Origin of the sequence: Kitasatospora sp. NPDC048239, from assembly GCF_043202015.1 — a bacterium.
In the GTDB taxonomy this organism is placed as follows: Bacteria; Actinomycetota; Actinomycetes; order Streptomycetales; family Streptomycetaceae; genus Kitasatospora.
On the sequence record NZ_JBICZP010000006.1, the window covers coordinates 120,147 to 140,912 of the forward strand.

At 73.1% G+C, this 20,766-nt stretch carries 18 protein-coding genes; 14 read left to right on the forward strand and 4 right to left on the reverse strand.

The genetic code is table 11. From position 1 onward, the window contains the following. The first annotated feature begins 43 nt into the window (after nt 1–43). The 4 genes from ACGFZP_RS18135 to ACGFZP_RS18150 all read left to right on the forward strand — a co-directional run bounded on the left by ACGFZP_RS18135 (nt 44) and on the right by ACGFZP_RS18150 (nt 6,101). Nucleotides 44–1,147 carry an ATP-binding protein gene (locus tag ACGFZP_RS18135; RefSeq protein WP_392933737.1) on the forward strand — a complete coding sequence of 368 codons (1,104 nt, stop codon included), beginning with the start codon at nt 44–46 and terminating at the stop codon, nt 1,145–1,147. A 242-nt stretch (nt 1,148–1,389) separates the two neighbouring features. Next, nucleotides 1,390–2,511, forward strand: coding sequence for a phenylalanine--tRNA ligase subunit alpha (gene pheS, locus ACGFZP_RS18140; RefSeq protein ID WP_392933739.1), 1,122 nt, complete (start codon nt 1,390–1,392; stop codon nt 2,509–2,511). Beyond that, nucleotides 2,511–5,012 carry a phenylalanine--tRNA ligase subunit beta gene (gene pheT, locus ACGFZP_RS18145; RefSeq protein ID WP_392933741.1) on the forward strand — a complete coding sequence of 834 codons (2,502 nt, stop codon included), beginning with the start codon at nt 2,511–2,513 and terminating at the stop codon, nt 5,010–5,012. Before pheS ends, pheT begins: the two co-directional genes overlap by 1 nt. 249 nt (nt 5,013–5,261) lie before the next feature. Next, entirely contained in the window at nt 5,262–6,101 is an 840-nt protein-coding gene (locus ACGFZP_RS18150; RefSeq protein WP_392933744.1) for a chitosanase, read from the forward strand. A 112-nt stretch (nt 6,102–6,213) separates the two neighbouring features. Here ACGFZP_RS18150 and ACGFZP_RS18155 read toward each other — a convergent pair whose 3' ends face one another. Continuing rightward, nucleotides 6,214–7,083, reverse strand: a complete 870-nt coding sequence (locus ACGFZP_RS18155) for a 3-hydroxybutyryl-CoA dehydrogenase (protein WP_392933746.1) — start codon at nt 7,081–7,083, stop codon at nt 6,214–6,216. Nucleotides 7,084–7,342: 259 nt separating this feature from the next. Here ACGFZP_RS18155 and ACGFZP_RS18160 point away from each other — a divergent pair, with 259 nt between their 5' ends. Continuing rightward, nucleotides 7,343–8,161, forward strand: a complete 819-nt coding sequence (locus tag ACGFZP_RS18160) for an SDR family NAD(P)-dependent oxidoreductase (RefSeq protein WP_392933748.1) — start codon at nt 7,343–7,345, stop codon at nt 8,159–8,161. A gap of 21 nt (nt 8,162–8,182) precedes the next feature. On the opposite strand, the gene ACGFZP_RS18165 is transcribed toward ACGFZP_RS18160, so the two are convergent. Beyond that, entirely contained in the window at nt 8,183–9,106 is a 924-nt protein-coding gene (locus tag ACGFZP_RS18165; protein ID WP_392933751.1) for a polysaccharide deacetylase family protein, read from the reverse strand. 263 nt (nt 9,107–9,369) lie between these two features. Between ACGFZP_RS18165 and ACGFZP_RS18170 the strand changes: the two genes are divergently transcribed. Beyond that, a complete protein-coding gene (locus ACGFZP_RS18170) occupies nt 9,370–10,260 on the forward strand; it encodes an SAM-dependent methyltransferase (protein ID WP_392933753.1) in 891 nt (296 codons plus the stop codon). 190 nt (nt 10,261–10,450) lie between these two features. Here the strand turns inward: ACGFZP_RS18170 and ACGFZP_RS18175 are convergent, their stop codons facing one another. Both ACGFZP_RS18175 and ACGFZP_RS18180 read right to left on the reverse strand, forming a co-directional pair. Beyond that, nucleotides 10,451–10,828, reverse strand: coding sequence for an RNA-binding S4 domain-containing protein (locus tag ACGFZP_RS18175; protein ID WP_392933755.1), 378 nt, complete (start codon nt 10,826–10,828; stop codon nt 10,451–10,453). Nucleotides 10,829–10,900: 72 nt separating this feature from the next. After that, complete coding sequence (locus ACGFZP_RS18180) at nt 10,901–11,302, reverse strand: VOC family protein (RefSeq protein ID WP_392933758.1); 402 nt, start codon at nt 11,300–11,302, stop codon at nt 10,901–10,903. Between the two features lie 98 nt (nt 11,303–11,400). Here ACGFZP_RS18180 and ACGFZP_RS18185 point away from each other — a divergent pair, with 98 nt between their 5' ends. The 8 genes from ACGFZP_RS18185 to argH all read left to right on the forward strand — a co-directional run bounded on the left by ACGFZP_RS18185 (nt 11,401) and on the right by argH (nt 20,765). Then, nucleotides 11,401–12,600, forward strand: coding sequence for a methyltransferase (locus ACGFZP_RS18185; RefSeq protein ID WP_392933761.1), 1,200 nt, complete (start codon nt 11,401–11,403; stop codon nt 12,598–12,600). A 213-nt stretch (nt 12,601–12,813) separates the two neighbouring features. Next, on the forward strand, nt 12,814–13,842 hold the full coding sequence (argC, locus tag ACGFZP_RS18190; RefSeq protein ID WP_392933763.1) for an N-acetyl-gamma-glutamyl-phosphate reductase: 1,029 nt from the start codon (nt 12,814–12,816) through the stop codon (nt 13,840–13,842). Nucleotides 13,843–13,856: 14 nt separating this feature from the next. Beyond that, entirely contained in the window at nt 13,857–15,011 is a 1,155-nt protein-coding gene (argJ, locus tag ACGFZP_RS18195) for a bifunctional glutamate N-acetyltransferase/amino-acid acetyltransferase ArgJ (RefSeq protein ID WP_392934662.1), read from the forward strand. 95 nt (nt 15,012–15,106) lie between these two features. Then, nucleotides 15,107–15,982, forward strand: coding sequence for an acetylglutamate kinase (argB, locus tag ACGFZP_RS18200; protein WP_392934663.1), 876 nt, complete (start codon nt 15,107–15,109; stop codon nt 15,980–15,982). Next, nucleotides 15,979–17,187, forward strand: coding sequence for an acetylornithine transaminase (locus tag ACGFZP_RS18205; RefSeq protein WP_392933765.1), 1,209 nt, complete (start codon nt 15,979–15,981; stop codon nt 17,185–17,187). Before argB ends, ACGFZP_RS18205 begins: the two co-directional genes overlap by 4 nt. Nucleotides 17,188–17,204: 17 nt before the next feature. Then, nucleotides 17,205–17,753, forward strand: coding sequence for an arginine repressor (locus ACGFZP_RS18210; RefSeq protein ID WP_392933766.1), 549 nt, complete (start codon nt 17,205–17,207; stop codon nt 17,751–17,753). A 276-nt stretch (nt 17,754–18,029) separates the two neighbouring features. Then, entirely contained in the window at nt 18,030–19,223 is a 1,194-nt protein-coding gene (locus ACGFZP_RS18215; protein ID WP_392933768.1) for an argininosuccinate synthase, read from the forward strand. 108 nt (nt 19,224–19,331) lie between these two features. Next, nucleotides 19,332–20,765: an argininosuccinate lyase gene (gene argH / locus ACGFZP_RS18220; RefSeq protein ID WP_392933771.1), complete on the forward strand. Its 1,434-nt coding sequence runs from the start codon at nt 19,332–19,334 to the stop codon at nt 20,763–20,765. Nucleotide 20,766 lies beyond the last annotated feature (1 nt).

The following is a 20,766-nucleotide window of genomic DNA, read 5'->3' on the forward strand; positions in this document are numbered from 1 at the left end:
TCGGTGGGGGGAAAGACACGGTGGGTAATCGGGGAGGACACCCATGGCCGTCAGCGGGGCAGAGCTGGACCCGGACGACCTGCCGGACGGCCTGGTGGTCGCCGACGCCCTGGGCCGGGTGGTCTGCTTCAACCGCGCGGCCGCCCGGCTGACCGGCATCGCACCGCAGGACGCGCTCGGCAGCCCGCTGGCGGACGCGCTGCCGCTGGAGGACCTGGACGGCCGCCGCTGGTGGCAGCTGACCGACCCGTACGGCGGCCTGGCGATCCGCACCAGCCAGCCCGAGCGCAACCTGCTGCTGCCCGGCGGCCGTGAGGTGCTGGTCTCCGCCCGGTACGTCCGGGCCCGCCCGCAGGGCCCGCTGGAGCGGCTGGTGATCGCCCTGCGCGGCACCGAGGCCCGCCGCCGCACCGAGCGCAGCCACGCCGAGCTGATCGCGACCGTCGCCCACGAGCTGCGCTCGCCGCTGACGAGCGTCAAGGGCTTCACCGCGACCCTGCTGGCCAAGTGGGAGCGGTTCACCGACGGGCAGAAGCGGCTGATGCTGGAGACCGTCGACGCCGACGCCGACCGGGTCACCCGGCTGATCGCCGAACTGCTGGACATCTCCCGGATCGACGCCGGCCGGCTGGAGCTGCGCAAGCAGGTGGTCGACCTGGCCGCCGCCGTGCGCCGGCACGTGGACGGCAAGGTCGCCGCCGGCACCCCCGAGGACCGCTTCGACATCCGGATCGGCGAGCCGCTCACCGTGCTGTGGGCCGACCCCGACAAGGTCGACCAGGTGCTCGCCAACCTGCTGGAAAATGCGGTGCGGCACGGCGAGGGAACTGTCACGATCGAGGTGGCACCGGCCAAGGAGGTCGTCGAGGCACCCGTCTGGGAGCGCCCCGGCACCCCGCCCCGCATTGTGGAAGGCACAGCGATCACCGTGAGCGACGAAGGCGGAGGCATCCCCGAGGAGTCGATGCCGCGCGTCTTCACCCGCTTCTGGCGCGGCTCCAAGCGCGGCGGCACGGGCCTGGGCCTCTACATCGTCAAGGGCATCGTGGAGGCCCACGGCGGCTCGGTCCGCGTCGACCGCGCGCCCGGCGGCGGCGCCCGGTTCCGATTTATCCTGCCCGCCGGGGTGCCCGACTTCATGCTCTGACCGAGCGCGGGCAAGGAGCCGAGCAGGCTCACGGGCGCTCCCGGACGGGCTTCACGACAGTCGCGCTACGCACTGCGACTACACTCGACCTTTGGCGTTGTGCAACGCCCTGCGCGGCTGCGCCGCGGACATCCCCCTCTTCGGTACGGAGAGCGGTTGCCCGTGCCCCGGCCACGCCGGGCGTGACGCAGAGGCGAGCCCCTTACCTGAGCACGGACGAGCAGGAGCACGGGAAGATAGAGATGTCGGCACCCAACAAGTCGTACGACCCGGTCGAGGTCGAGGCACTCAAGCCCGAGGTGGTGGAGCAGGCCCGCGACGAGGCCCTCGCAGCCTTCGCCGCCGCCACCACCCTGGACGAGCTGAAGCAGGCCAAGGTCGCCCACACCGGCGACCGCTCCGCGCTCTCCCTCGCCAACCGCGAGATCGGCGCCCTGCCCCCGCACGCCAAGGCCGCCGCCGGCAAGCTGATCGGCCAGGCCAGGGGCGCCGTCAACCAGGCCCTCGCCCGGCGGCAGGCCGAGCTGGAGGCGGAGCGCGACGCCCGCGTACTGGTCGAGGAGGCGGTGGACGTCACGCTGCCGTACGACCGCACCCCGCGCGGCGCCCGCCACCCGCTGACCACGATGGCCGAGCGCATCGAGGACACCTTCGTGGCCATGGGCTACGAGGTCGCCGAGGGCCCCGAGGTCGAGGCCGAGTGGCTGAACTTCGACGCCCTCAACCTCGGCCCGGACCACCCGGCCCGATCGATGCAGGACACCTTCTTCGTCCAGGCCCCGGACGGCTCCGCCGACTCCGGCGTGGTGCTGCGCACCCAGACCTCCCCGGTCCAGGCCCGCACGATGCTCGACCGCGAGCCGCCCGTCTACGTGGTCTGCCCCGGCCGGGTCTACCGCACGGACGAGCTGGACGCCACCCACACCCCGGTCTTCCGGCAGGTCGAGGGCCTGGCCGTGGACGAGGGCATCACCTTCGCCGACCTCAAGGGCACCATCGAGCAGCTGGTGTCCAAGCTGATCGGCGACGGCCTGGAGCTGCGCTGGCGCCCCTCGTACTTCCCGTTCACGGAGCCGAGCGCCGAGATCGACCTGCAGTGCTTCGTCTGCCGCGGCGAGAGCGTCGGCAACCCGGACAAGCCCTGCCGCACCTGCTCCTCCGAGGGCTGGATCGAGCTCGGCGGCTGCGGCGTCGTCAACCCGCGGGTGCTGGTCGCCTGCGGTGTCGACCCGAACCGCTACAGCGGGTTCGCCTTCGGCCTGGGCCTGGAGCGGATCCTGATGAACCGTCACAACGTCGCCGACATGCGCGACATGGTCGAGGGTGACGTCCGCTTCACCCTCCCGTTCGGGATGGAGATCTGATGCGCGTCCCGCTTTCCTGGCTGCGCGAGTACGTCGACCTGCCGGCCGGCGAGACCGGCCGCGACGTCGCGGAGCGCCTGGTCCGCGCCGGCCTCGAGGTCGAGACCGTCGAGCAGATCGGCGCCGACCTCAAGGGCCCGCTGGTCGTCGGCCAGGTGCTCTCCATCGAGGAGCTGTCCGGCTTCAAGAAGCCGATCCGGCACTGCTTCGTCAACGTCGGCGACGCCAACGGCACCGGCGCACCGCAGGAGATCGTCTGCGGCGCGACCAACTTCGCCGTCGGCGACAAGGTCGTCGTGGTCCTCCCGGGCGCCGTGCTGCCCGGCCCGTTCCCGATCGCCGCGCGGCAGACCTACGGCCACACCTCGGCCGGCATGATCTGCTCCGCCCGCGAGCTGGGCATGGGCGACGACCACAACGGCATCATCGTCCTGGAGCAGCACCACGAGCCCGGCACCGACGCGATCGAGCTGCTCCAGCTCGTCGACGAGGTGCTGGACATCGCCGTCACCCCGGACCGCGGCTACTGCCTGTCGATGCGCGGCGTGGCCCGTGAGGCCGCCGCCGCGTACGGGCTGCCGCTGGCCGACCCGGCGCTGCTGGACGTGCCCCCGGCCAACTCCTTCGGCTACCTGGTCAAGGTCGCCGACCCGGCCGGCTGCGACCGCTTCGTCGCCCGCACGGTGATCGGCCTCGACCCCACCGCCAAGTCGCCGATCTGGCTGGAGCGCCGGCTCCAGAAGTCCGGCATCCGCCCGATCTCGCTGACCGTCGACATCACCAACTACGTGATGCTGGAGGTCGGCCAGCCGCTGCACGCCTACGACAAGCAGCGCGTGGACGGCCCGATCACCGTGCGCCGGGCCGAGAACGGCGAGCGCCTCACCACCCTCGACGGCGTCCAGCGCAAGCTCTCCGCCGAGGACCTGCTGATCTGCGACAACAGCGGACCGATCGGCCTGGCCGGCGTCATGGGCGGCGCCTCCACCGAGATCCTCGACCCGGCCGCAGGCCCGGGCACCACCGAGGTGATCATCGAGGCGGCGCACTTCGACCCGGTCGCCATCGCCCGCGGTGCCAAGCGGCACAAGCTGCCCTCCGAGGCGTCCAAGCGCTTCGAGCGCGGCGTCGACCCGGAGGCCGCCCGCGCCGCCGCGCAGCGCGCCGTCGACCTGCTGGTCCTGATCGCCGGCGGTACCGCCGAGGCCGGGGTCACCGACATCGCCGCCCCGCACCCGGTGCGCACCATCACCATCGCCGCGGACCTGCCCGACCGGGTGGCCGGCGCCGAGTACGGCCGCGAGACCGTCACCCGCCGCCTGCAGGAGATCGGCTGCTCCGTCGCGGGCGCCGACGTCCTGGAGGTCACCCCGCCGACCTGGCGGCCCGACCTCACCGACCCGTACGACCTCGCGGAGGAGGTCATCCGCCTGGAGGGCTACGACAACGTGCCCGCCCGGATGCCCACCGTGCCGCCGGGCAAGGGCCTGACCGAGGCCCAGCGGATGCACCGCCGGGTCGGCGTGGCGCTGGCCGGCGCCGGCTACGTCGAGGTCAACAACTACCCGTTCGTCGGCGAGGCCGCCTTCGACGCGCTCGGCCTGGAGAAGGACGACCGCCGCCGCCGCACGGTCAAGCTGGTGAACCCGCTCAACGACGAGGAGCCGGCGCTGCGCACCACGCTGCTGCCGGGCCTGCTCGGGGCGCTGCGCCGCAACGTCGGGCGCGGCAACACCGACCTGGCGATCTTCGAGACGGGTACCGTCTTCCTGCCCAAGGACGAGCTGTCCGTCGCGCCGCGCCCGGCCGTCGACCACCGTCCCAGCGACGAGGAGCTCGCCGCCCTCGACGCCGCCCTGCCGCACCAGCCGCGCCGGGTCGCCGTCGCCCTGGCCGGCGAGCGGCTGCCCTCCGGCTGGTGGGGCAAGGGCGCCGGGGCCTCCTGGGCGGACGCCGTCGAGGCGGCCCGCACGGTGGCCCGCGCGGCCGGTGTCGAACTGACCGTGCGCCAGGGCCAGCTGATGCCCTGGCACCCGGGCCGCTGCGCCGAGCTGCTGGTCGCCGGCACCGACCGGGTGGTCGGCCACGCCGGCGAGCTGCACCCGCGCGTGGTGAAGGCGATGGGCCTTCCGGAGCGCAGCAGCGCGATGCAGATGGACCTCGACCTGCTCACCGCCGACGGCGTCGAGCGGGTCTCCGGTCCGGCGGTCTCCGGCTTCCCGGTGGCCACCCAGGACGTGGCGCTGATCGTCGACGCCGCCGTCCCGGCCGCCGAGGTGGAGGCGGCGCTGCGCTCCGGCGCGGGCGAACTGCTGGAGGACATCCGGCTGTTCGACGTCTTCACCGGTGAGCAGGTCGGCACCGGCCGCAAGTCGCTGGCGTACGCGCTGCGCTTCCGTGCCGCGGACCGCACGCTGACCGCCGACGAGGCGAGCGCCGCCCGCGAGGCGGCCGTGGCCGAGGCCCTCGCCCGCACCGGCGCGGTGCTGCGCGGCGCCTGATCCGCAGGCCGCAACCGAAGGGCCCCTGGAGACCACCCGGTCTCCGGGGGCCCTTCGGCGTGCCGGGCGGTGCGCGCTTCGGCCGTGCGGCTTGAAGCGATTGCGACGTGAAGCGATTACGACTTGAGGAGTTTGGGTCAAAACCCTTGCGGGCGCGCCGCGGTGGGCGCTATCTCTTAGTTAGGAAAGTTTCCTAACTCCCACGGAGCCCGGGTACCCCCTGCCCGGGCCAAGGAAACGGAGCGTCAGATGCACCGTCCGCAGCACCGCACCGTACGCATAGCCCTCGCCGCCCTCCTGGTGGCCGCGCCCGCCACCGTGGCGGCGGCCGGCGCCGCCCACGCCGCACCGGCCGCGGCCGTCGTCCAGGTGAAGGCCGTCGGCCTGGACGACCCGCACAAGAAGGACATCGCGATGCAGCTGGTGTCCAGCGCCGAGAACTCCTCGCTGGACTGGAAGGCGCAGTACAAGTACATCGAGGACATCAAGGACGGCCGCGGCTACACCGCCGGCATCATCGGCTTCTGTTCCGGCACCGGCGACATGCTCGACCTGGTCGAGCACTACACCGACCTCAAGCCCGGCAACATCCTCGCCAAGTACCTGCCCGCTCTGCGGAAGGTCAACGGCACCGAGTCGCACAGCGGCCTCGGCAGTGCCTTCGTGAAGGACTGGGCCACCGCCGCCAAGGACTCCGTCTTCCTGCAGGCCCAGAACGACGAGCGCGACCGCGTCTACTTCAACCCCGCCGTCAACCAGGCCAAGGCCGACGGCCTGCGCGCGCTCGGCCAGTTCGCCTACTACGACGCCATCGTCATGCACGGCGGCGGCTTCGACGCCGCGGGCTTCGGCACCATCCGCAAGAACGCCCTGAAGAAGGCCAAGTCCCCCGCGCAGGGCGGCGACGAGGCCACCTACCTCAAGGCCTTCCTGGACGCCCGCAAGGCCGCCATGAGGCTGGAGGAGGCGCACTCCGACACCAGCCGCGTCGACACCGAGCAGCTGGTCTTCCTGAACGCGAAGAACTTCGACCTCAACCCCCCGCTCAAGTGGAAGGTCTACGGCGACAGCTACGCCATCAACAGCTGAGCGCGGGCACGACGAGGGGCGGGGAGGCCGCGGCCTCCCCGCCCCTCGGGTCCGTCGTCGAACTCCCGCCTGCGGTGCGGTGTTGGAGGACGGACCCCTGCGCGTGCTCCGGTCAGGCGCTCGCGGTGTAGTCGTAGAAGCCGCGGCCGGACTTGCGGCCCAGCAGCCCGGCGTCGACCATCCGGGACAGCAGCGGGGGAGCGGCGTACAGCGGCTCCTTGTACTCGTCGTACATCGACTCGGCGATCGACACGATGGTGTCCAGGCCGATCAGGTCGCACAGCCGCAGCGGGCCCATCGGGTGGGCGCAGCCGGCCTCCATGCCCTTGTCGATGTCGGACGCGGTCGCCACGCCGGACTCGAACATCCGCACCGCCGACAGCAGGTACGGCACCAGCAGCGCGTTCACCACGAAACCGGCGCGGTCGCGGGCCCGGATCGGCTCCTTGCCGAGGACCTGGGTGGCGAAGGCCTCCACCCGCTCGGTGGTGGCGGCCGAGGTGGTCAGCGTCGGGATGACCTCGACCAGCTTCTGCACCGGCGCCGGGTTGAAGAAGTGCAGGCCGATGACCTGCTCCGGGCGCGAGGTGGCGGCGGCCAGCTTCACGATCGGGATCGACGAGGTGTTGGAGGCGAGGATCGCGTCACGGCGCTCCACCACCTGGTCCAGGGTCTGGAAGATCTTGACCTTGATGTCCTCGCGCTCGGCGACCGCCTCGACCACCAGGTCGCGGTCGGCGAAGTCCGCCAGGTCGGTCGTGAACGCCAGCCGGGACAGCGCCTCGTCGCGCAGCTCGGGGGTCAGCTTGCCGCGCTTGACCGCGGTGTCCAGGGAGTTGGTCAGCCTGGTCCGGCCGAACTCCAGCGCCTCACCGCTGGCCTCCGACACCAGGACGTCCAGCCCGGCCCGGGCGAAGACCTCCGCGATGCCCGACCCCATGAGACCGCAGCCGATCACTCCGACGCGCGCGATGTCACTCACTCCGTTGCCCTTCGGTGGTGCTGGGGGTGACCCAGCGAGGTGTCCCAGCAAGCTGCTGTTCAGCGGGGGGCGTACCGGAATGTGTGAACCGGTGCACCGCCCCGACGACGTTACTACTCCGTACCGGCTGGTAGGTCATCCCCTCCCCGGCTGAGCCGAACGGGTGAGGCCGCTCCCGCCGCCCGTGCGCCCGGGTACCGACCCGCCCGCGGACGGACAGAATGCGGGACGGTCGGGGGCAGGCGAAGGGAGCAACGGGATGCCGTCGGGATCGCTCAGAGGACAGGTCGCCCTGGTCACCGGGGCCGGTCGGGGCATCGGCCGGGAGATCGCCATCGGCCTGGCCGCCGAGGGCATGGGCGTCGGCCTGGTCGGCCGCACCCACGAGACCCTCACCGACACCCTCAAGGAATGCGCCCGGCACGGCTCCCGCGGGGTCGCCGTCACCGCCGACGTCACCCGGCACGGCTCGGTCCGCGAGGCCGTCCGGGCCGTCGAACGCGACCTCGGCCCGGTCGACCTCCTGGTCAACAACGCCGGCCAGGTCGACCGCGCCGAGGTCCCGCTCTGGGAGACCGACCCCAACCACTGGTGGCAGGTGATCGAGACCAACCTGCGCGGCCCCTACAACCTGCTGCGCTGCGTCCTGCCCGGCATGGTCGAGCGCGGCCGCGGCCGGGTGGTCAACCTCAACTCCGGCTTCGCCCTGCGCCCCGACGGCAACTACACCGCCTACGCCACCTCCAAGGGCGCGCTGCTCCAGCTCTCCGACAACATCGCCGACTCGCTCGCCGGACACCACGTCGTGGTCCTCGACATCAGCCCCGGCGCGGTGGCCACCGACATGACCGCCGGGATGCCGATGTTCCAGGACATGAAGACCTGGGGCTCCATCCCCTACATGGTCGCCGTCACGGTGGACGCGGCGCGCGGCCGCTTCGACGCCCTGCACGGGCGCTTCATCCACGCCGGGCGGGACAACCTGGAGGAGCTGGTCCGGCGCGCCGAGGAGATCCGCGAGGCCGACGCCCGGACCCTGCGGCTGCGCCCCTACGGGCCGCAGGACCCGATGGGCTGAGCCCGCCGGGCCGGACAGGACCTAGGCGCAGAGCTGGCTGGCGGTGACCGGCTTGAGCCCGGCCCTGGCCAGGCCGTCGAGGATGCCGGGCAGCGCGTCCACCGTGCACTGGTGGCCCATGTGCAGCGCGACCACCGAGCCGCCCTTGGCCGAGCCGAGCACCCGGCGCTGGAGCTCGGCGGCGTTCGGGTCGCTGTAGTCGCGCGGGTCCACGTCGAAGGAGAGCACGTGCTCGTACCCGACCGCCCGGGCCTGCTCGCGCACCATCGGAGTGGCGTACTGGGCGGCGGACGGCCGGAACCAGCGGCCGATCGAACCGGTGAGCCGCTGCAGCCGCTCCGCGCACTGGGCGATCTCGGCGCGGGCCTGCTCCGGCGTCATCGTGGAGATGTTCTGGTGGTTCTGGGTGTGGTTGCCCAACTCGTGGCCGCCGTCCAGGATCCGGCGGGCCATCTGCGGCTGCTGGTCCAGCCAGCTGCCGACGGCCATCACGGTGAGCCTGGCGCCGCGCTGCTCGGCGATCTCCAGCACGGCGGTGGCCAGCTTCGGGTCCCCGCTGCCGTGGAAGGTCAGGGCGACGTTCCGGCCGGTGCGCGGCCCGTACGCGACCTCGGCCGGGGTGCCCGGGGCCAGTGGCGGCAGCGCGGGCGGGGCCGGCGGCGCGGTGGCGGTCGGGGCGGGGGTGGCCGGGACGTCCGGTGAGGGGGCCGGGTCGGACGAGGCGGTCGGCGCGGGGGAGGCCGGGCCCTCGCCGGCGGCCCAGGCCGGGTCGACGGCGCCCGGGTCGCCGCCCTGCGGGTCGACGGTGCCGGCGTGTACGGCGAGGAGCCCGGGATCCGCCCGGCGGGGGGTGTTGTCCCCGCATGCGGTGAGCAGCCCGCCGACGGCGGTGAGAACGGCCAGCTTGGCGGCGGAGCGCAGTACGGTGCGGCGGTCGGCAGTCATCGGCAGTCAGCATAGGGAGGACGCGGCGCCCAGGCGATTCGGAGGGCGCCCCCGCGGTCGGGTTGACGTGCCCATACCCGGCCGGGCGGGCGTTGCAGGAACCTGCACTCGCGCTGTTTCCGCACGGTGTCGTCGGATACGATCACGGCGCACCGCCCGGTACGTCGCAACAGACCGATCCCGCCGAGCAGTTCGCTGGTCGGCCGGGGCACTCGCAGCGCAGCGGTGCGCATTCCGGCAGGTGAGCATAGGGGGCGGACAGGATGCACGAGGACGAGGGCACCGCCGTGGCGGCCGCGGGGGCGGACACGGACTGGGACTGGGCGAAGTCCGAGGACTGGCAGCCGCCCACCGAGCTGGACACCGGCATCCCGCACACGGCCCGGATGTACGACTACTACCTCGGCGGCAAGGACAACTTCGAGGCCGACCGGAAGGCCGCCGAGGCCGCCATCGCCGCCTACCCCGCACTGCCGCTGCTGGCCCGCACCAACCGCGACTTCCTCGGCCGCGCCGTCGAGTTCGTGGCCGGCCGGGGCATCCGCCAGTTCATCGACATCGGCACCGGCATCCCCGCCATCGGCTCCACCAGCGAGGTCGCCCAGCGCGCCGCCCCGGACGCCCGCGTGGTGTACATCGACAACGACCCGATCGTGGCCACCCACGCCCGTGCGCTGCTGGCCGGCCACCCCGCCGGACACACCTCCGTCATCGAGGCCGACCTGCGGGAGCCCTCCTCGATCCTCGAACACCCCGGCCTGCGGGCGGCCGTCGACCTCGGCGAGCCCGTGGCGCTGATGCTGGTCGCGGTCCTGCACTTCATCCGGGACGAGGACGGCGCCCAGGAGATCGTCCGGACCCTGCGCGACGCGCTCGCGCCGGGAAGCGCGCTGATCCTCTCGCACGGCAGCCCCGACTTCGCCTCCCGGGAGAGCGCGGCCGAGGGCACCCGGATCTACAAGAGCGCCAGCGCCCCGCTGGTGCTGCGCCCGCGTGCCGCCGTCGAGCCGTTCTTCGGGGACTTCGAGTTCACCGGCCCGGGCCTGGTCCAACTCCCGCTCTGGCGCCCGGAGGCCGGACACGTCCCCACCGGGGAGCTGCCGACCGGGTGGCAGGACGTCTCCGCGTACGCGGCCGTCGCCTTCAAGCACTGAGCGGCCTTCAGCCGCCTTCGAGCACTGACCGGCCTCCGGGCGCCGAACCCGTCCGCGGGCACCGGACCCGGGGCACCGACCCCGCCGTCGAACGCTGACCCACCGGGTGGCCGGTCGGCCCCGGCGCCGCCCGGCGGTCGGCACGGCTCCCGGCGCGGCACCGCACGGGCCGAGCCGACCGCCGGGCCCGCTACCGCCCCTGGCGCAGCTGGTCGAGCTCGCGCCGGTCGCGCTTGGTGGGCCGCCCGGCCCCCCGGTCGCGCTCGCCGGCCACCACCACCTGGTCCCGCGGCGGGCGCGGCGGCCCGGTCTCCACCAGGCACTCGGCCGCGACACCCGCGCCGACCCGCTTGCGGACCAGCCGCTTCACCACGACGACCCGCTCGAACCCGTCCTGGCGCACCCGCACCTCGTCCCCGGGCTTCAACGCCTGCGCCGGCTTCGCCCGGTCCCCGTTCACCTGCACATGCCCGGCCCGGCACGCCGCCGCGGCCAGCGCCCGGGTCTTCGTCAGCCGCACCGACCAGATCCAGCTGTCGACCCGGACGCTTCCCTCGTCTTCGACCATCCTCCGAGCCTACCCAGGCCCGAAGCCCGGGCCGCAGCCCGAAGCCCGTAGCCCGTAGCCCCGCACCCGCACCTACCGGGGCGGCGACTCCTGGACGGCCCAGCCGTTGCCGTCCGGGTCGTTGAAGAACACGAAGGAGTTCCACTCCCCGCCCGGCCCGTCCACCCGGGCACCGTCCTCGAAGTGCTGGACCGGGCTGACCTCCACGCCCCGGGCGACCAGCTCCCCGTGTGCCCGCTGGACATCCGCCACCACCAGCTGCAGGCCCTTCATCGAGCCGGGCGGCGCCTCCGTCACCCCGGTGCCGACCACGATCGAGCACCCCGAACCCGGCGGCGTGAGCTGGACGACCCGCACACCGTCACCGAGCCGGGTGTCGTGGTCGACGGTGAACCCGGCCTGCTCCTCGTAGAACAGCCTCGCCCGGTCCACGTCCGCCACCGGGACGACCACCACTTCGAGCTTCCAGTCCATGGCCCAGGCCCCTTCCGGTCCGGCCCCTCCGGTCGGGCCCTTCCAGTATCGGCCGCCCGGGCCGACGCCGCCCGCCCGTCGGCTAGCCTGAGATCACGATGAACCGCCTCAGCACGCCCGCAGCCACGTCCTTCGCCACTCCGTGGGGCACCTACGACCTCACGCGCTTCCCGGAGGACCCGCGCGAGCAGCTGCGCGCCTGGGACGCCGCCGACGAGTACCTGCTGCGCCACCTCGCGGGCGAGGGCGACAGCGCCCAGGGCGCCGCCACCGACCTGGCCGGCCGCGCCGTCGTCGTCCTCGGCGACCGCTGGGGCGCCCTCACCACGGCCCTCGCCGCCCACCGCCCGACCGGGATCGGCGACTCCCACCTCGCCCAGCGCGCCACGGCCGCCAACCTCGCCCGCTGCGGCGCCGACCCCGACGCGGTCCGGCTGCTCTCCACCCGCGACACCCCGCCGGACCGCATCGACGTCCTGCTGGTGCGCGTCCCCAAGAGCCTCGCGCTGCTGGAGGACCAGCTGCACCGGCTGGCCCCGGCGATGCACCCCGGCACGGTGGTGGTCGGCACCGGCATGGTCACGGAGATCCACACCTCCACCCTCCAGCTCTTCGAGCGCATCCTCGGCCCGACCCGCACCTCCCTCGCGGTCCGCAAGGCCCGGTTGATCTTCTGCACCCCCGACCCCGCGCTCGACCCCGGTCCGAGTCCCTGGCCGCGCAGCTACGCCCTGCCCGCCGACATCGGCCCCGCCTCCGGGCGCACCGTGACCAACCACGCCGGCACCTTCTGCGCCGAACACCTGGACATCGGCACCCGGTTCCTCCTCGGCCACCTGCCGACCGCGGCCCCCGGCGCCACGGTCGTCGACCTCGGCTGCGGCAACGGCGTGGTCGGCACCGCCGCCGCGCTGGCCGCCCCCGGCGCCCGGCTCCTGTTCATCGACGAGTCCCACCAGGCCGTCGCCTCCGCCGAGGCGACCTTCCGCGCCAACCTCGGCCCGGACGCCCCCGCCGAGTTCCGCGCCGCCGACGCGCTGAGCACCGAGGCGGTCGAACCCGGCTCGGTGGACCTCGTCCTCAACAACCCGCCGTTCCACTCCCACCAGGCCACCACCGACGCCACCGCCTGGCGGATGTTCACCGGCGCCCGCCGCGCCCTGCGCCCCGGCGGCGAGCTCTGGGTGGTCGGCAACCGCCACCTCGGCTACCACGTCAAGCTGCGCCGCCTCTTCGGCAACTGCGAACTCGTCGCCGGCAACCCCAAGTTCGTGGTGCTGCGGGCCGTCCGCCGCTGAGCCGCGCGGCCGGCCGCGCCCCGTGCGGGACGCTCCACGATCAACTAAGGGTAGCCTAAGCTCATCTCGCCGGCGGGGCAGCCGCCCCGGCGGCGGTCGGCGCATCCCGGCCCGGGGGTGCGGAGCGGGCGCACCATGGCCCCGCCCTGCACTCCCTTGCATGGATGTTCCGTGATGCGTATATTCATGCTCCGACCAAGGAGGGAAACTGCCATGGCATTGCGAGTCGCCGTCGCCGGCGCGAGCGGTTACGCGGGCGGTGAGGTGCTGCGCCTGCTGCTCGGCCACCCGGAGGTGGAGATCGGGGCGCTGACGGGCGGCTCGAACGCGGGCACCAGGCTCGGCGCGCTGCAGCCGCACCTGATCCCGCTCGCCGACCGGATCCTGGAGCCCACCACCCCCGAGGTGCTGGCCGACCACGACGTGGTGTTCCTGGCCCTGCCGCACGGCCAGTCCGCCGCCGTCGCCGAGGCCCTCGGCCAGAACGTGCTGATCGTCGACTGCGGAGCCGACTTCCGGCTCAAGGCCGCCGCCGACTGGGAGCAGTTCTACGGTTCCGCGCACGCCGGCACCTGGCCCTACGGCCTGCCCGAGCTGCCCGGCCACCGCGCCGCACTCAAGGGCGGCAACCGGATCGCCGTCCCCGGCTGCTACCCGACCGCCGTCTCGCTCGCGCTCTTCCCGGCGTACGCGGCACGGCTCGCCGAGCCCGAGGCCGTGATCGTCGCCGCCTCCGGCACCTCCGGCGCCGGCAAGGCCGCCAAGACGCACCTGCTCGGCAGCGAGGTGATGGGCAACGTCAGCGCCTACGGCGTCGGCGGCCTGCACCGGCACACCCCGGAGATGTCCCAGAACCTCACCCCGGTCGCGGGCGAGCGGGTCACCGTCTCCTTCACCCCCACCCTCGTCCCGATGCCGCGCGGCATCCTCGCCACCTGCTCCGCCAAGGCCAGGCCCGGCGTGACCAACGAGAGCCTGCGCGCCGCCTACACCGAGGCGTTCGCCGACGAGCCCTTCGTCCACCTGCTGCCCGAGGGCCAGTGGCCCCAGACCAGCAGCGTCTACGGCTCCAACGCCGCCCTCGTCCAGGTCGCCCTGGACGGGAGCGCCGGGCGGATCATCGCGATCAGCGCGATCGACAACCTGGTCAAGGGCACCGCCGGCGGCGCCGTGCAGAGCATGAACATCGCCCTCGGGCTGCCCGAGGAGCTGGGCCTTCCCCTGAACGGAGTCGCACCGTGACCGACCACCAGAACGTGGGCGTGACCGCCGCCAAGGGCTTCCGGGCCGCCGGCGTCACCGCCGGGATCAAGGCCTCCGGCACCCCCGACCTCGCCCTCGTCGTCAACGACGGCCCCTCGCTCGCCGCCGCCGGCGTCTTCACCGCCAACCGCGTCAAGGCCGCCCCCGTCCTCTGGTCCGAGCAGGTCCTCAAGGGCGGCCAGGTCTCCGCCGTGATCCTCAACTCCGGTGGCGCCAACGCCTGCACCGGCCCGCTCGGCTTCCAGGACACCCACGCCACCGCCGAACGGGTCGCCGAGGAGCTGGGGCTGAGCGCCGGCGAGGTCGCCGTCGCCTCCACCGGCCTGATCGGCGTCCGCCTCCCGATGGACGTCCTGCTGCCCGGCGTCGCCCTCGCCGCCGCCGAGCTCGCGCAGACCGGCGGCGAGGCCGCCGCGATCGCCATCAAGACCACCGACACCGTCCACAAGACCGCCCAGGTCACCAGCCCGGCCGGCTGGACGGTCGGCGGCATGGCCAAGGGCGCCGGCATGCTCGCCCCCGGCCTCGCCACCATGCTGGTCGTCCTCACCACCGACGCCGACCTCGACGCCGCCGCCCTGGACACCTCGCTGCGCGCCGCCACCCGCACCACCTTCGACCGGGTCGACTCCGACGGCTGCATGTCGACCAACGACACCGTGCTGCTGCTCGCCTCCGCCGCCTCCGGCACCACCCCCGACCGGGCCGAGTTCGACGAGGCCGTCCGCACCGTCTGCGCCGACCTCGCCCGCCAGCTGATCGGCGACGCCGAGGGCGCCAGCAAGGACATCCGGATCGACGTCACCGGCGCCGCCACCGAGGACGAGGCCGTCGACGTCGCCCGCGTCATCGGCCGCAACAACCTCCTCAAGTGCGCCCTCCACGGCGAGGACCCCAACTGGGGCCGCGTCCTCGCCGCGATCGGCACCACCGCCGCCGCCTTCGACCCCGACCGGCTCGACGTCGCCATCAACGGCATCTGGGTCTGCCGCAACGGCAGCGTGGGGGAGGACCGCGACCTCGTCGACATGACCGGCCGCGAGATCGTCATCACCGCCGACCTCAACGCCGGCCAGGCCGCCGCCTCGTTGTGGACCAACGACCTCACCGCCGACTACGTGCACGAGAACAGCGCCTACTCCAGCTGACAGCCGCCACCAGCCAACCGAGCCGGGGACCAGAAGACGTGCAGATCGCACCCAAGGGCGAACAGGCCCGCAACAACACCGCGCTGCCCAAGGCCATGACGCTGATCGAGGCACTGCCGTGGCTGGAGCGCTTCCACGGCAAGACCATCGTGATCAAGTTCGGCGGCAACGCCATGGTGGACGAGAGCCTCAAGGCGGCCTTCGCCCAGGACGTCGTCTTCCTGCGCTACGCGGGCCTGCACCCCGTCGTGGTGCACGGCGGCGGCCCGCAGATCAGCGCCCAACTCTCCAAGCTGGGCCTGGAGTCCTCCTTCACCAACGGCCTGCGGGTCACCACCCCCGAGACCATGGACGTGGTCCGGATGGTGCTCGCCGGCCAGGTCCAGCGCGAACTCGTCGGGCTGCTCAACGGCCACGGCCCCTTCGCCGTCGGCATGACCGGCGAGGACGCCCACACCATGACCGCCGTCAAGCGCTACGCCGTCGTCGACGGCGAGCAGGTGGACATCGGCCTGGTCGGCGACATCGTCAACATCGAGGCCGGCGCCGTGAAGGCGCTGATCGCCGACGGCCGCATCCCGGTGATCTCCTCGATCGCCCGCGGCACCGACGGCCACGTCTACAACATCAACGCCGACACCGCCGCCGCCGCCCTCGCGGTCGCCCTCGGCGCCGAGATGCTCGTCGTCCTCACCGACGTCGAGGGCCTCTACGCCGACTGGCCGAACTCCGACGACGTGATCAGCCAGCTCAACGCGAGCGAACTGGAGGAGCTGCTGCCCGGCCTGGCCAGCGGCATGCTCCCCAAGATGGAGGGCTGCCTGCGCGCCGTCCGCTCCGGCGTCGGGACCGCCCGCGTCCTGGACGGCCGGGTCCAGCACTCCCTGCTGCTGGAGATCTTCACCGACGAGGGCATCGGCACGATGGTCGTGCCGGACGACGAACCGACCGTGACCGGGGGACTCGCATGACCAGCAACGAACAGCTCACCGACCGGTGGCAGCACGCCTTCACCGACAACTACGGCACCCCGCGCATCCCGCTGGTCCGCGGTGAGGGCGCCAAGCTCTGGGACGCCGACGGCAAGGAGTACACCGACCTCCTCGGCGGCATCGCCGTCAACGCCCTCGGCACCGCCCACCCCGCCGTCGTCGAGGCGGTCGGCCGCCAGATCGCCACCCTCGGCCACGTCTCCAACCTCTTCATGGCCGAGCCCACCATCGCGCTCGCCGAGCGGCTGCTCGCGCTCTCCGGCCGCGCGGGGCGGGTCTTCTTCTGCAACTCCGGCGCCGAGGCCAACGAGGCCGCCTTCAAGATCAGCCGGCGGACCGGCCGCACCCACGTCGTCGCCCTCGAAGGCGCCTTCCACGGCCGGACGATGGGCGCCCTCGCGCTCACCGGCCAGCCGGCCAAGCAGGCGCCCTTCCTCCCGCTGCCCGGCGACGTCACCCACGTCCCGTTCGGCGACATCGAGGCCCTGCGCGCCGCCGTCACCACCGAGACCGCCGCCGTCTTCCTGGAGCCCGTCCAGGGCGAGAACGGCGCCGTCCCGCTGCCCGACGGCTACCTCCGGGCCGCCCGCGAGATCACCCGCGCCACCGGGACCCTGCTCGTCCTGGACGAGATCCAGACCGGCGTCGGCCGCACCGGCCACTGGTTCGCCCACCAGGCCGAGGAGGGCGTCGACCCGGACGTCGTCACCCTCGCCAAGGCCCTCGGCGGCGGCCTGCCGATCGGCGCCGTCCTGGCCTTCGGCGACGCCGCCGACCTGCTCACCCCCGGCCAGCACGGCACCACCTTCGGCGGCAACCCGGTGGTGGCCGCCGCCGCCCTCGCCGTCCTCGACACCATCGAGTCCGAGGGGCTGCTGGAGCACGCCCGCAAGATCGGCGAGCGGCTGCGGCACGGCATCGAGGCGATCGGCGACCCGCTGGTCTCCCACGTGCGCGGCGCCGGACTGCTGCTCGGCATCGTGCTCACCGAGCCCGTCTCCGCCCGGCTCCAGGCCGCCGCCCAGCAGGCCGGCTTCCTGGTGAACGCCGCCGTCCCGGACGCCGTACGGCTCGCGCCCCCGCTGGTGCTCACCGAACAGGAGGCGGACGCCTTCCTCGCCGCACTGCCGGGCATCCTCCGGTCGGTGCGCGAGAACGCCCCGGCCGATGCGAGCCGAGCGTAGTCCGGGAGAATAATCACATGACCGTTCCCCACTCCGGCCAACCCGCCGCCGGCCCGACGCCGCAGGTCCCGCAGACCCGCACCGCGCGCCACCGGCGGATCGTGGACCTGCTCACCCGCCAGCCCGTCCGCTCACAGAGCCAGCTCGCCAAGCTGCTCGCGGACGACGGACTGGTGGTCACCCAGGCCACCCTCTCCCGGGACCTGGACGAGCTGGGCGCGGTCAAGATCCGCAACCGGGACGGCGCGCTCATCTACGCCGTCCCGGCCGAGGGCGGCGACCGCACGCCGCGCGCACCGATGGGCGAGTCGGCCAGCGAGGGCCGGATGGCCCGGCTGGCCGGCGAACTCATGGTCTCCGCCACCGCCTCCGGCAACCTCGTCGTGCTGCGCACCCCGCCGGGCGCCGCGCAGTTCCTGGCGTCCGCGATCGACCAGGCCGAGGTGTTCGAGATCATCGGCACCATCGCCGGCGACGACACCGTCCTGCTGATCAGCCGCGACCCGTTCGGCGGCCAGGCCCTCGCCGACCACCTGATGCAACTGGCCCAGGCGAAGGCCCAGTAGACCCTCCCGTGGGCCCGGACTCCGGGCCCACCGGCCGTTTCGGCCCCCCTGCCGTGCGTCCTGTGCCCCGCACCTGCGCATCCCGCGTCCCGCACCCGTGCATCCCGCACCCCGCGCCGGACCCGGCCCGTCCCCACCCCCGCGCGCCCGCCCGGCAGGGCCCGCGCGACCCCGCCTCCCCGCACCCGTGTGCCGGGGTTTTGAGTTTCATACGGTGTAGTGCATACTTATGCCTATCGCCGTAAACCTGTTCGCACAGTTGTGAAGGAGAAAGCCGTGACCGAGCGCGTCGTACTCGCCTACTCGGGCGGTCTGGACACGTCCGTCTGCATCGGCTGGATCGCCGAGGAGACGGGCGCCGAGGTCATCGCCGTCGCCGTCGACGTCGGCCAGGGCGGCGAGGACCTGGACGTCATCCGCCAGCGCGCGCTGGACTGCGGTGCCGTCGAGGCCGAGGTCGCGGACGCCCGCGACGAGTTCGCCGACGAGTACTGCCTGCCGGCCATCAAGGCCAACGCCCTCTACCAGGGCGAGTACCCGCTGGTGTCCGCGCTGTCCCGGCCGGTCATCGTCAAGCACCTGGTCGCCGCCGCGCAGAAGCACGGCGCCACCACCGTCGCCCACGGGTGCACCGGCAAGGGCAACGACCAGGTCCGCTTCGAGGTCGGCATCAACTCGCTGGCCCCCGGCCTCAAGTGCATCGCCCCGGTCCGCGACTACGCGATGACCCGGGACAAGGCGATCGCCTTCGCCGAGGCCAAGGGCCTGCCGATCGCCACCACCAAGAAGTCGCCGTACTCGATCGACCAGAACGTCTTCGGGCGGGCCGTCGAGACCGGCTTCCTGGAGGACATCTGGAACGCCCCGATCGAGGACGTCTACGAGTACACCCAGAACCCGGCCGTCCAGCGCGAGGCCGACGAGGTGGTCATCACCTTCGACGCCGGCGTCCCGGTCGCCATCGACGGCCGCAAGGTCACCGTCCTGCAGGCCGTCGAGGAGCTCAACAAGCGGGCCGGCGCCCAGGGCATCGGCCGCCTCGACATGGTCGAGGACCGGCTGGTCGGCATCAAGTCCCGGGAGATCTACGAGGCCCCCGGCGCGATCGCCCTGATCACCGCCCACCAGGCCCTGGAGAACGTCACCGTCGAGCGCGAGCTGGCCCGCTACAAGCGGCAGGTCGAGCAGCGCTGGGCCGAGCTGGTCTACGACGGCCTGTGGTTCTCCCCGCTCAAGCGGGCCCTGGACGGCTTCGTCAACGAGGCCAACCAGCACGTCACCGGCGAGATCCGGATGGTCCTGCACGGCGGCCGGGCCGTCGTCAACGGCCGCAAGTCGGACCAGTCGCTGTACGACTTCAACCTCGCCACGTACGACACCGGCGACACCTTCGACCAGTCGATGTCCAAGGGCTTCATCGAGATCTTCGGGATGTCCTCGAAGATCGCCGCCCGGCGCGACCTCGCCTGACAGGCCACCCTCACCGGGCCCCGGCCGTCGCACCCCGCGGCCGGGGCCCACCCCCTCTTCGGAACCCTCCGAACCCCTCCCGAACCACCCGCGTAAGGAGCCCAAGCGATGTCTGCCGACCAGAACGCCTCCGGTGGCGACGTCCGCCTGTGGGGCGCACGCTTCGCCGACGGTCCCTCCGAGGCGCTGGCCAAGCTCTCCGCCTCGGTGCACTTCGACTGGCGCCTCGCGCCGTACGACATCGCCGGCTCCAAGGCCCACGCCCGCGTCCTGCACAAGGCCGGCCTGCTGAGCGACGAGGAGCTCGCCGGGATGCTCGGCGGCCTCGACCGGCTGCTGGCCGACGTCGAGGCCGGCACCTTCACCGGCACGATCGCCGACGAGGACGTCCACACCGCGCTGGAGCGCGGCCTGCTGGAGCGGCTCGGCGCCGACCTCGGCGGCAAGCTGCGGGCCGGCCGCTCGCGCAACGACCAGATCGCCACGCTGTTCCGGATGTACCTGCGGGACCACGCGAGGATCATCGGCGGCCTGGTGCTCGACCTCCAGCACGCCCTGGTCGGCCTCGCCGAGGCGCACCCCGACACCGCCATGCCGGGCCGTACGCACCTCCAGCACGCGCAGCCCGTCCTGTTCGCCCACCACGTCCTCGCGCACGTGCAGGCCCTCGGCCGGGACGCCGAGCGGCTGCGCCAGTGGGACGTCCGTACGGCCGTCTCGCCGTACGGCTCCGGCGCGCTGGCCGGCTCCTCGCTCGGCCTGGACCCGCAGGCCGTGGCCGCCGAGCTCGGCTTCGAGCGGGGCTCGGTCGGCAACTCGATCGACGGCACCGCCTCGCGGGACTTCGTCGCGGAGTTCGCCTTCGTCACGGCGATGATCGGGATCAACCTCTCCCGGATCGCCGAGGAGGTGATCATCTGGAACACCAAGGAGTTCGGCTTCATCACGCTGCACGACGCCTTCTCCACGGGCTCCTCGATCATGCCGCAGAAGAAGAACCCGGACATCGCCGAGCTGGCCCGGGGCAAGTCCGGCCGCCTGATCGGCAACCTGACCGGCCTGCTGGCGACGCTCAAGGCGCTGCCGCTCGCCTACAACCGGGACCTCCAGGAGGACAAGGAGCCGGTCTTCGACTCCTGCGACACCCTGGAGGTGCTGCTGCCGGCCTTCACCGGCATGATGGCCACCCTCACCGTGCACCGGGAGCGGCTAGAGGAGCTGGCCCCGGCGGGCTTCTCGCTCGCCACCGACATCGCCGAGTGGCTGGTCAAGCAGGGCGTGCCGTTCCGGGTCGCGCACGAGGTGGCCGGCGCCTGCGTGAAGGTCTGCGAGCAGCAGGGCATCGAGCTCGGCGACCTGACGGACGAGCAGTTCGCCGGGATCTCCCCGCACCTGACCCCCGAGGTCCGCTCGGTGCTGAGCGTCCACGGCGCGATCGCCTCGCGCAGCGGGCGCGGCGGTACGGCCCCGTCGGCCGTCGCCGTCCAGCTCGCCGAGGTGAAGGCGGACCTGGCGGTCCAGCAGGAGTGGGTCAAGGGCTGAC

Bases quoted from the DNA above. Each gene is read 5' to 3' on its own strand.
- ACGFZP_RS18210 (WP_392933766.1), top strand. From the start codon at position 17,205: ATGACCGTTCCCCACTCCGGCCAACCCGCCGCCGGCCCGACGCCGCAG.
- ACGFZP_RS18165 (WP_392933751.1), bottom strand. From the start codon at position 9,106: ATGACTGCCGACCGCCGCACCGTACTGCGCTCCGCCGCCAAGCTGGCC.
- ACGFZP_RS18150 (WP_392933744.1), top strand. From the start codon at position 5,262: ATGCACCGTCCGCAGCACCGCACCGTACGCATAGCCCTCGCCGCCCTC.
- ACGFZP_RS18175 (WP_392933755.1), bottom strand. From the start codon at position 10,828: ATGGTCGAAGACGAGGGAAGCGTCCGGGTCGACAGCTGGATCTGGTCG.
- argH (WP_392933771.1), top strand. From the start codon at position 19,332: ATGTCTGCCGACCAGAACGCCTCCGGTGGCGACGTCCGCCTGTGGGGC.
- argC (WP_392933763.1), top strand. From the start codon at position 12,814: ATGGCATTGCGAGTCGCCGTCGCCGGCGCGAGCGGTTACGCGGGCGGT.
- ACGFZP_RS18135 (WP_392933737.1), top strand. From the start codon at position 44: ATGGCCGTCAGCGGGGCAGAGCTGGACCCGGACGACCTGCCGGACGGC.
- ACGFZP_RS18170 (WP_392933753.1), top strand. From the start codon at position 9,370: ATGCACGAGGACGAGGGCACCGCCGTGGCGGCCGCGGGGGCGGACACG.
- ACGFZP_RS18205 (WP_392933765.1), top strand. From the start codon at position 15,979: ATGACCAGCAACGAACAGCTCACCGACCGGTGGCAGCACGCCTTCACC.
- ACGFZP_RS18160 (WP_392933748.1), top strand. From the start codon at position 7,343: ATGCCGTCGGGATCGCTCAGAGGACAGGTCGCCCTGGTCACCGGGGCC.
- ACGFZP_RS18180 (WP_392933758.1), bottom strand. From the start codon at position 11,302: ATGGACTGGAAGCTCGAAGTGGTGGTCGTCCCGGTGGCGGACGTGGAC.
- argB (WP_392934663.1), top strand. From the start codon at position 15,107: ATGACGCTGATCGAGGCACTGCCGTGGCTGGAGCGCTTCCACGGCAAG.
- pheT (WP_392933741.1), top strand. From the start codon at position 2,511: ATGCGCGTCCCGCTTTCCTGGCTGCGCGAGTACGTCGACCTGCCGGCC.
- ACGFZP_RS18185 (WP_392933761.1), top strand. From the start codon at position 11,401: ATGAACCGCCTCAGCACGCCCGCAGCCACGTCCTTCGCCACTCCGTGG.
- pheS (WP_392933739.1), top strand. From the start codon at position 1,390: ATGTCGGCACCCAACAAGTCGTACGACCCGGTCGAGGTCGAGGCACTC.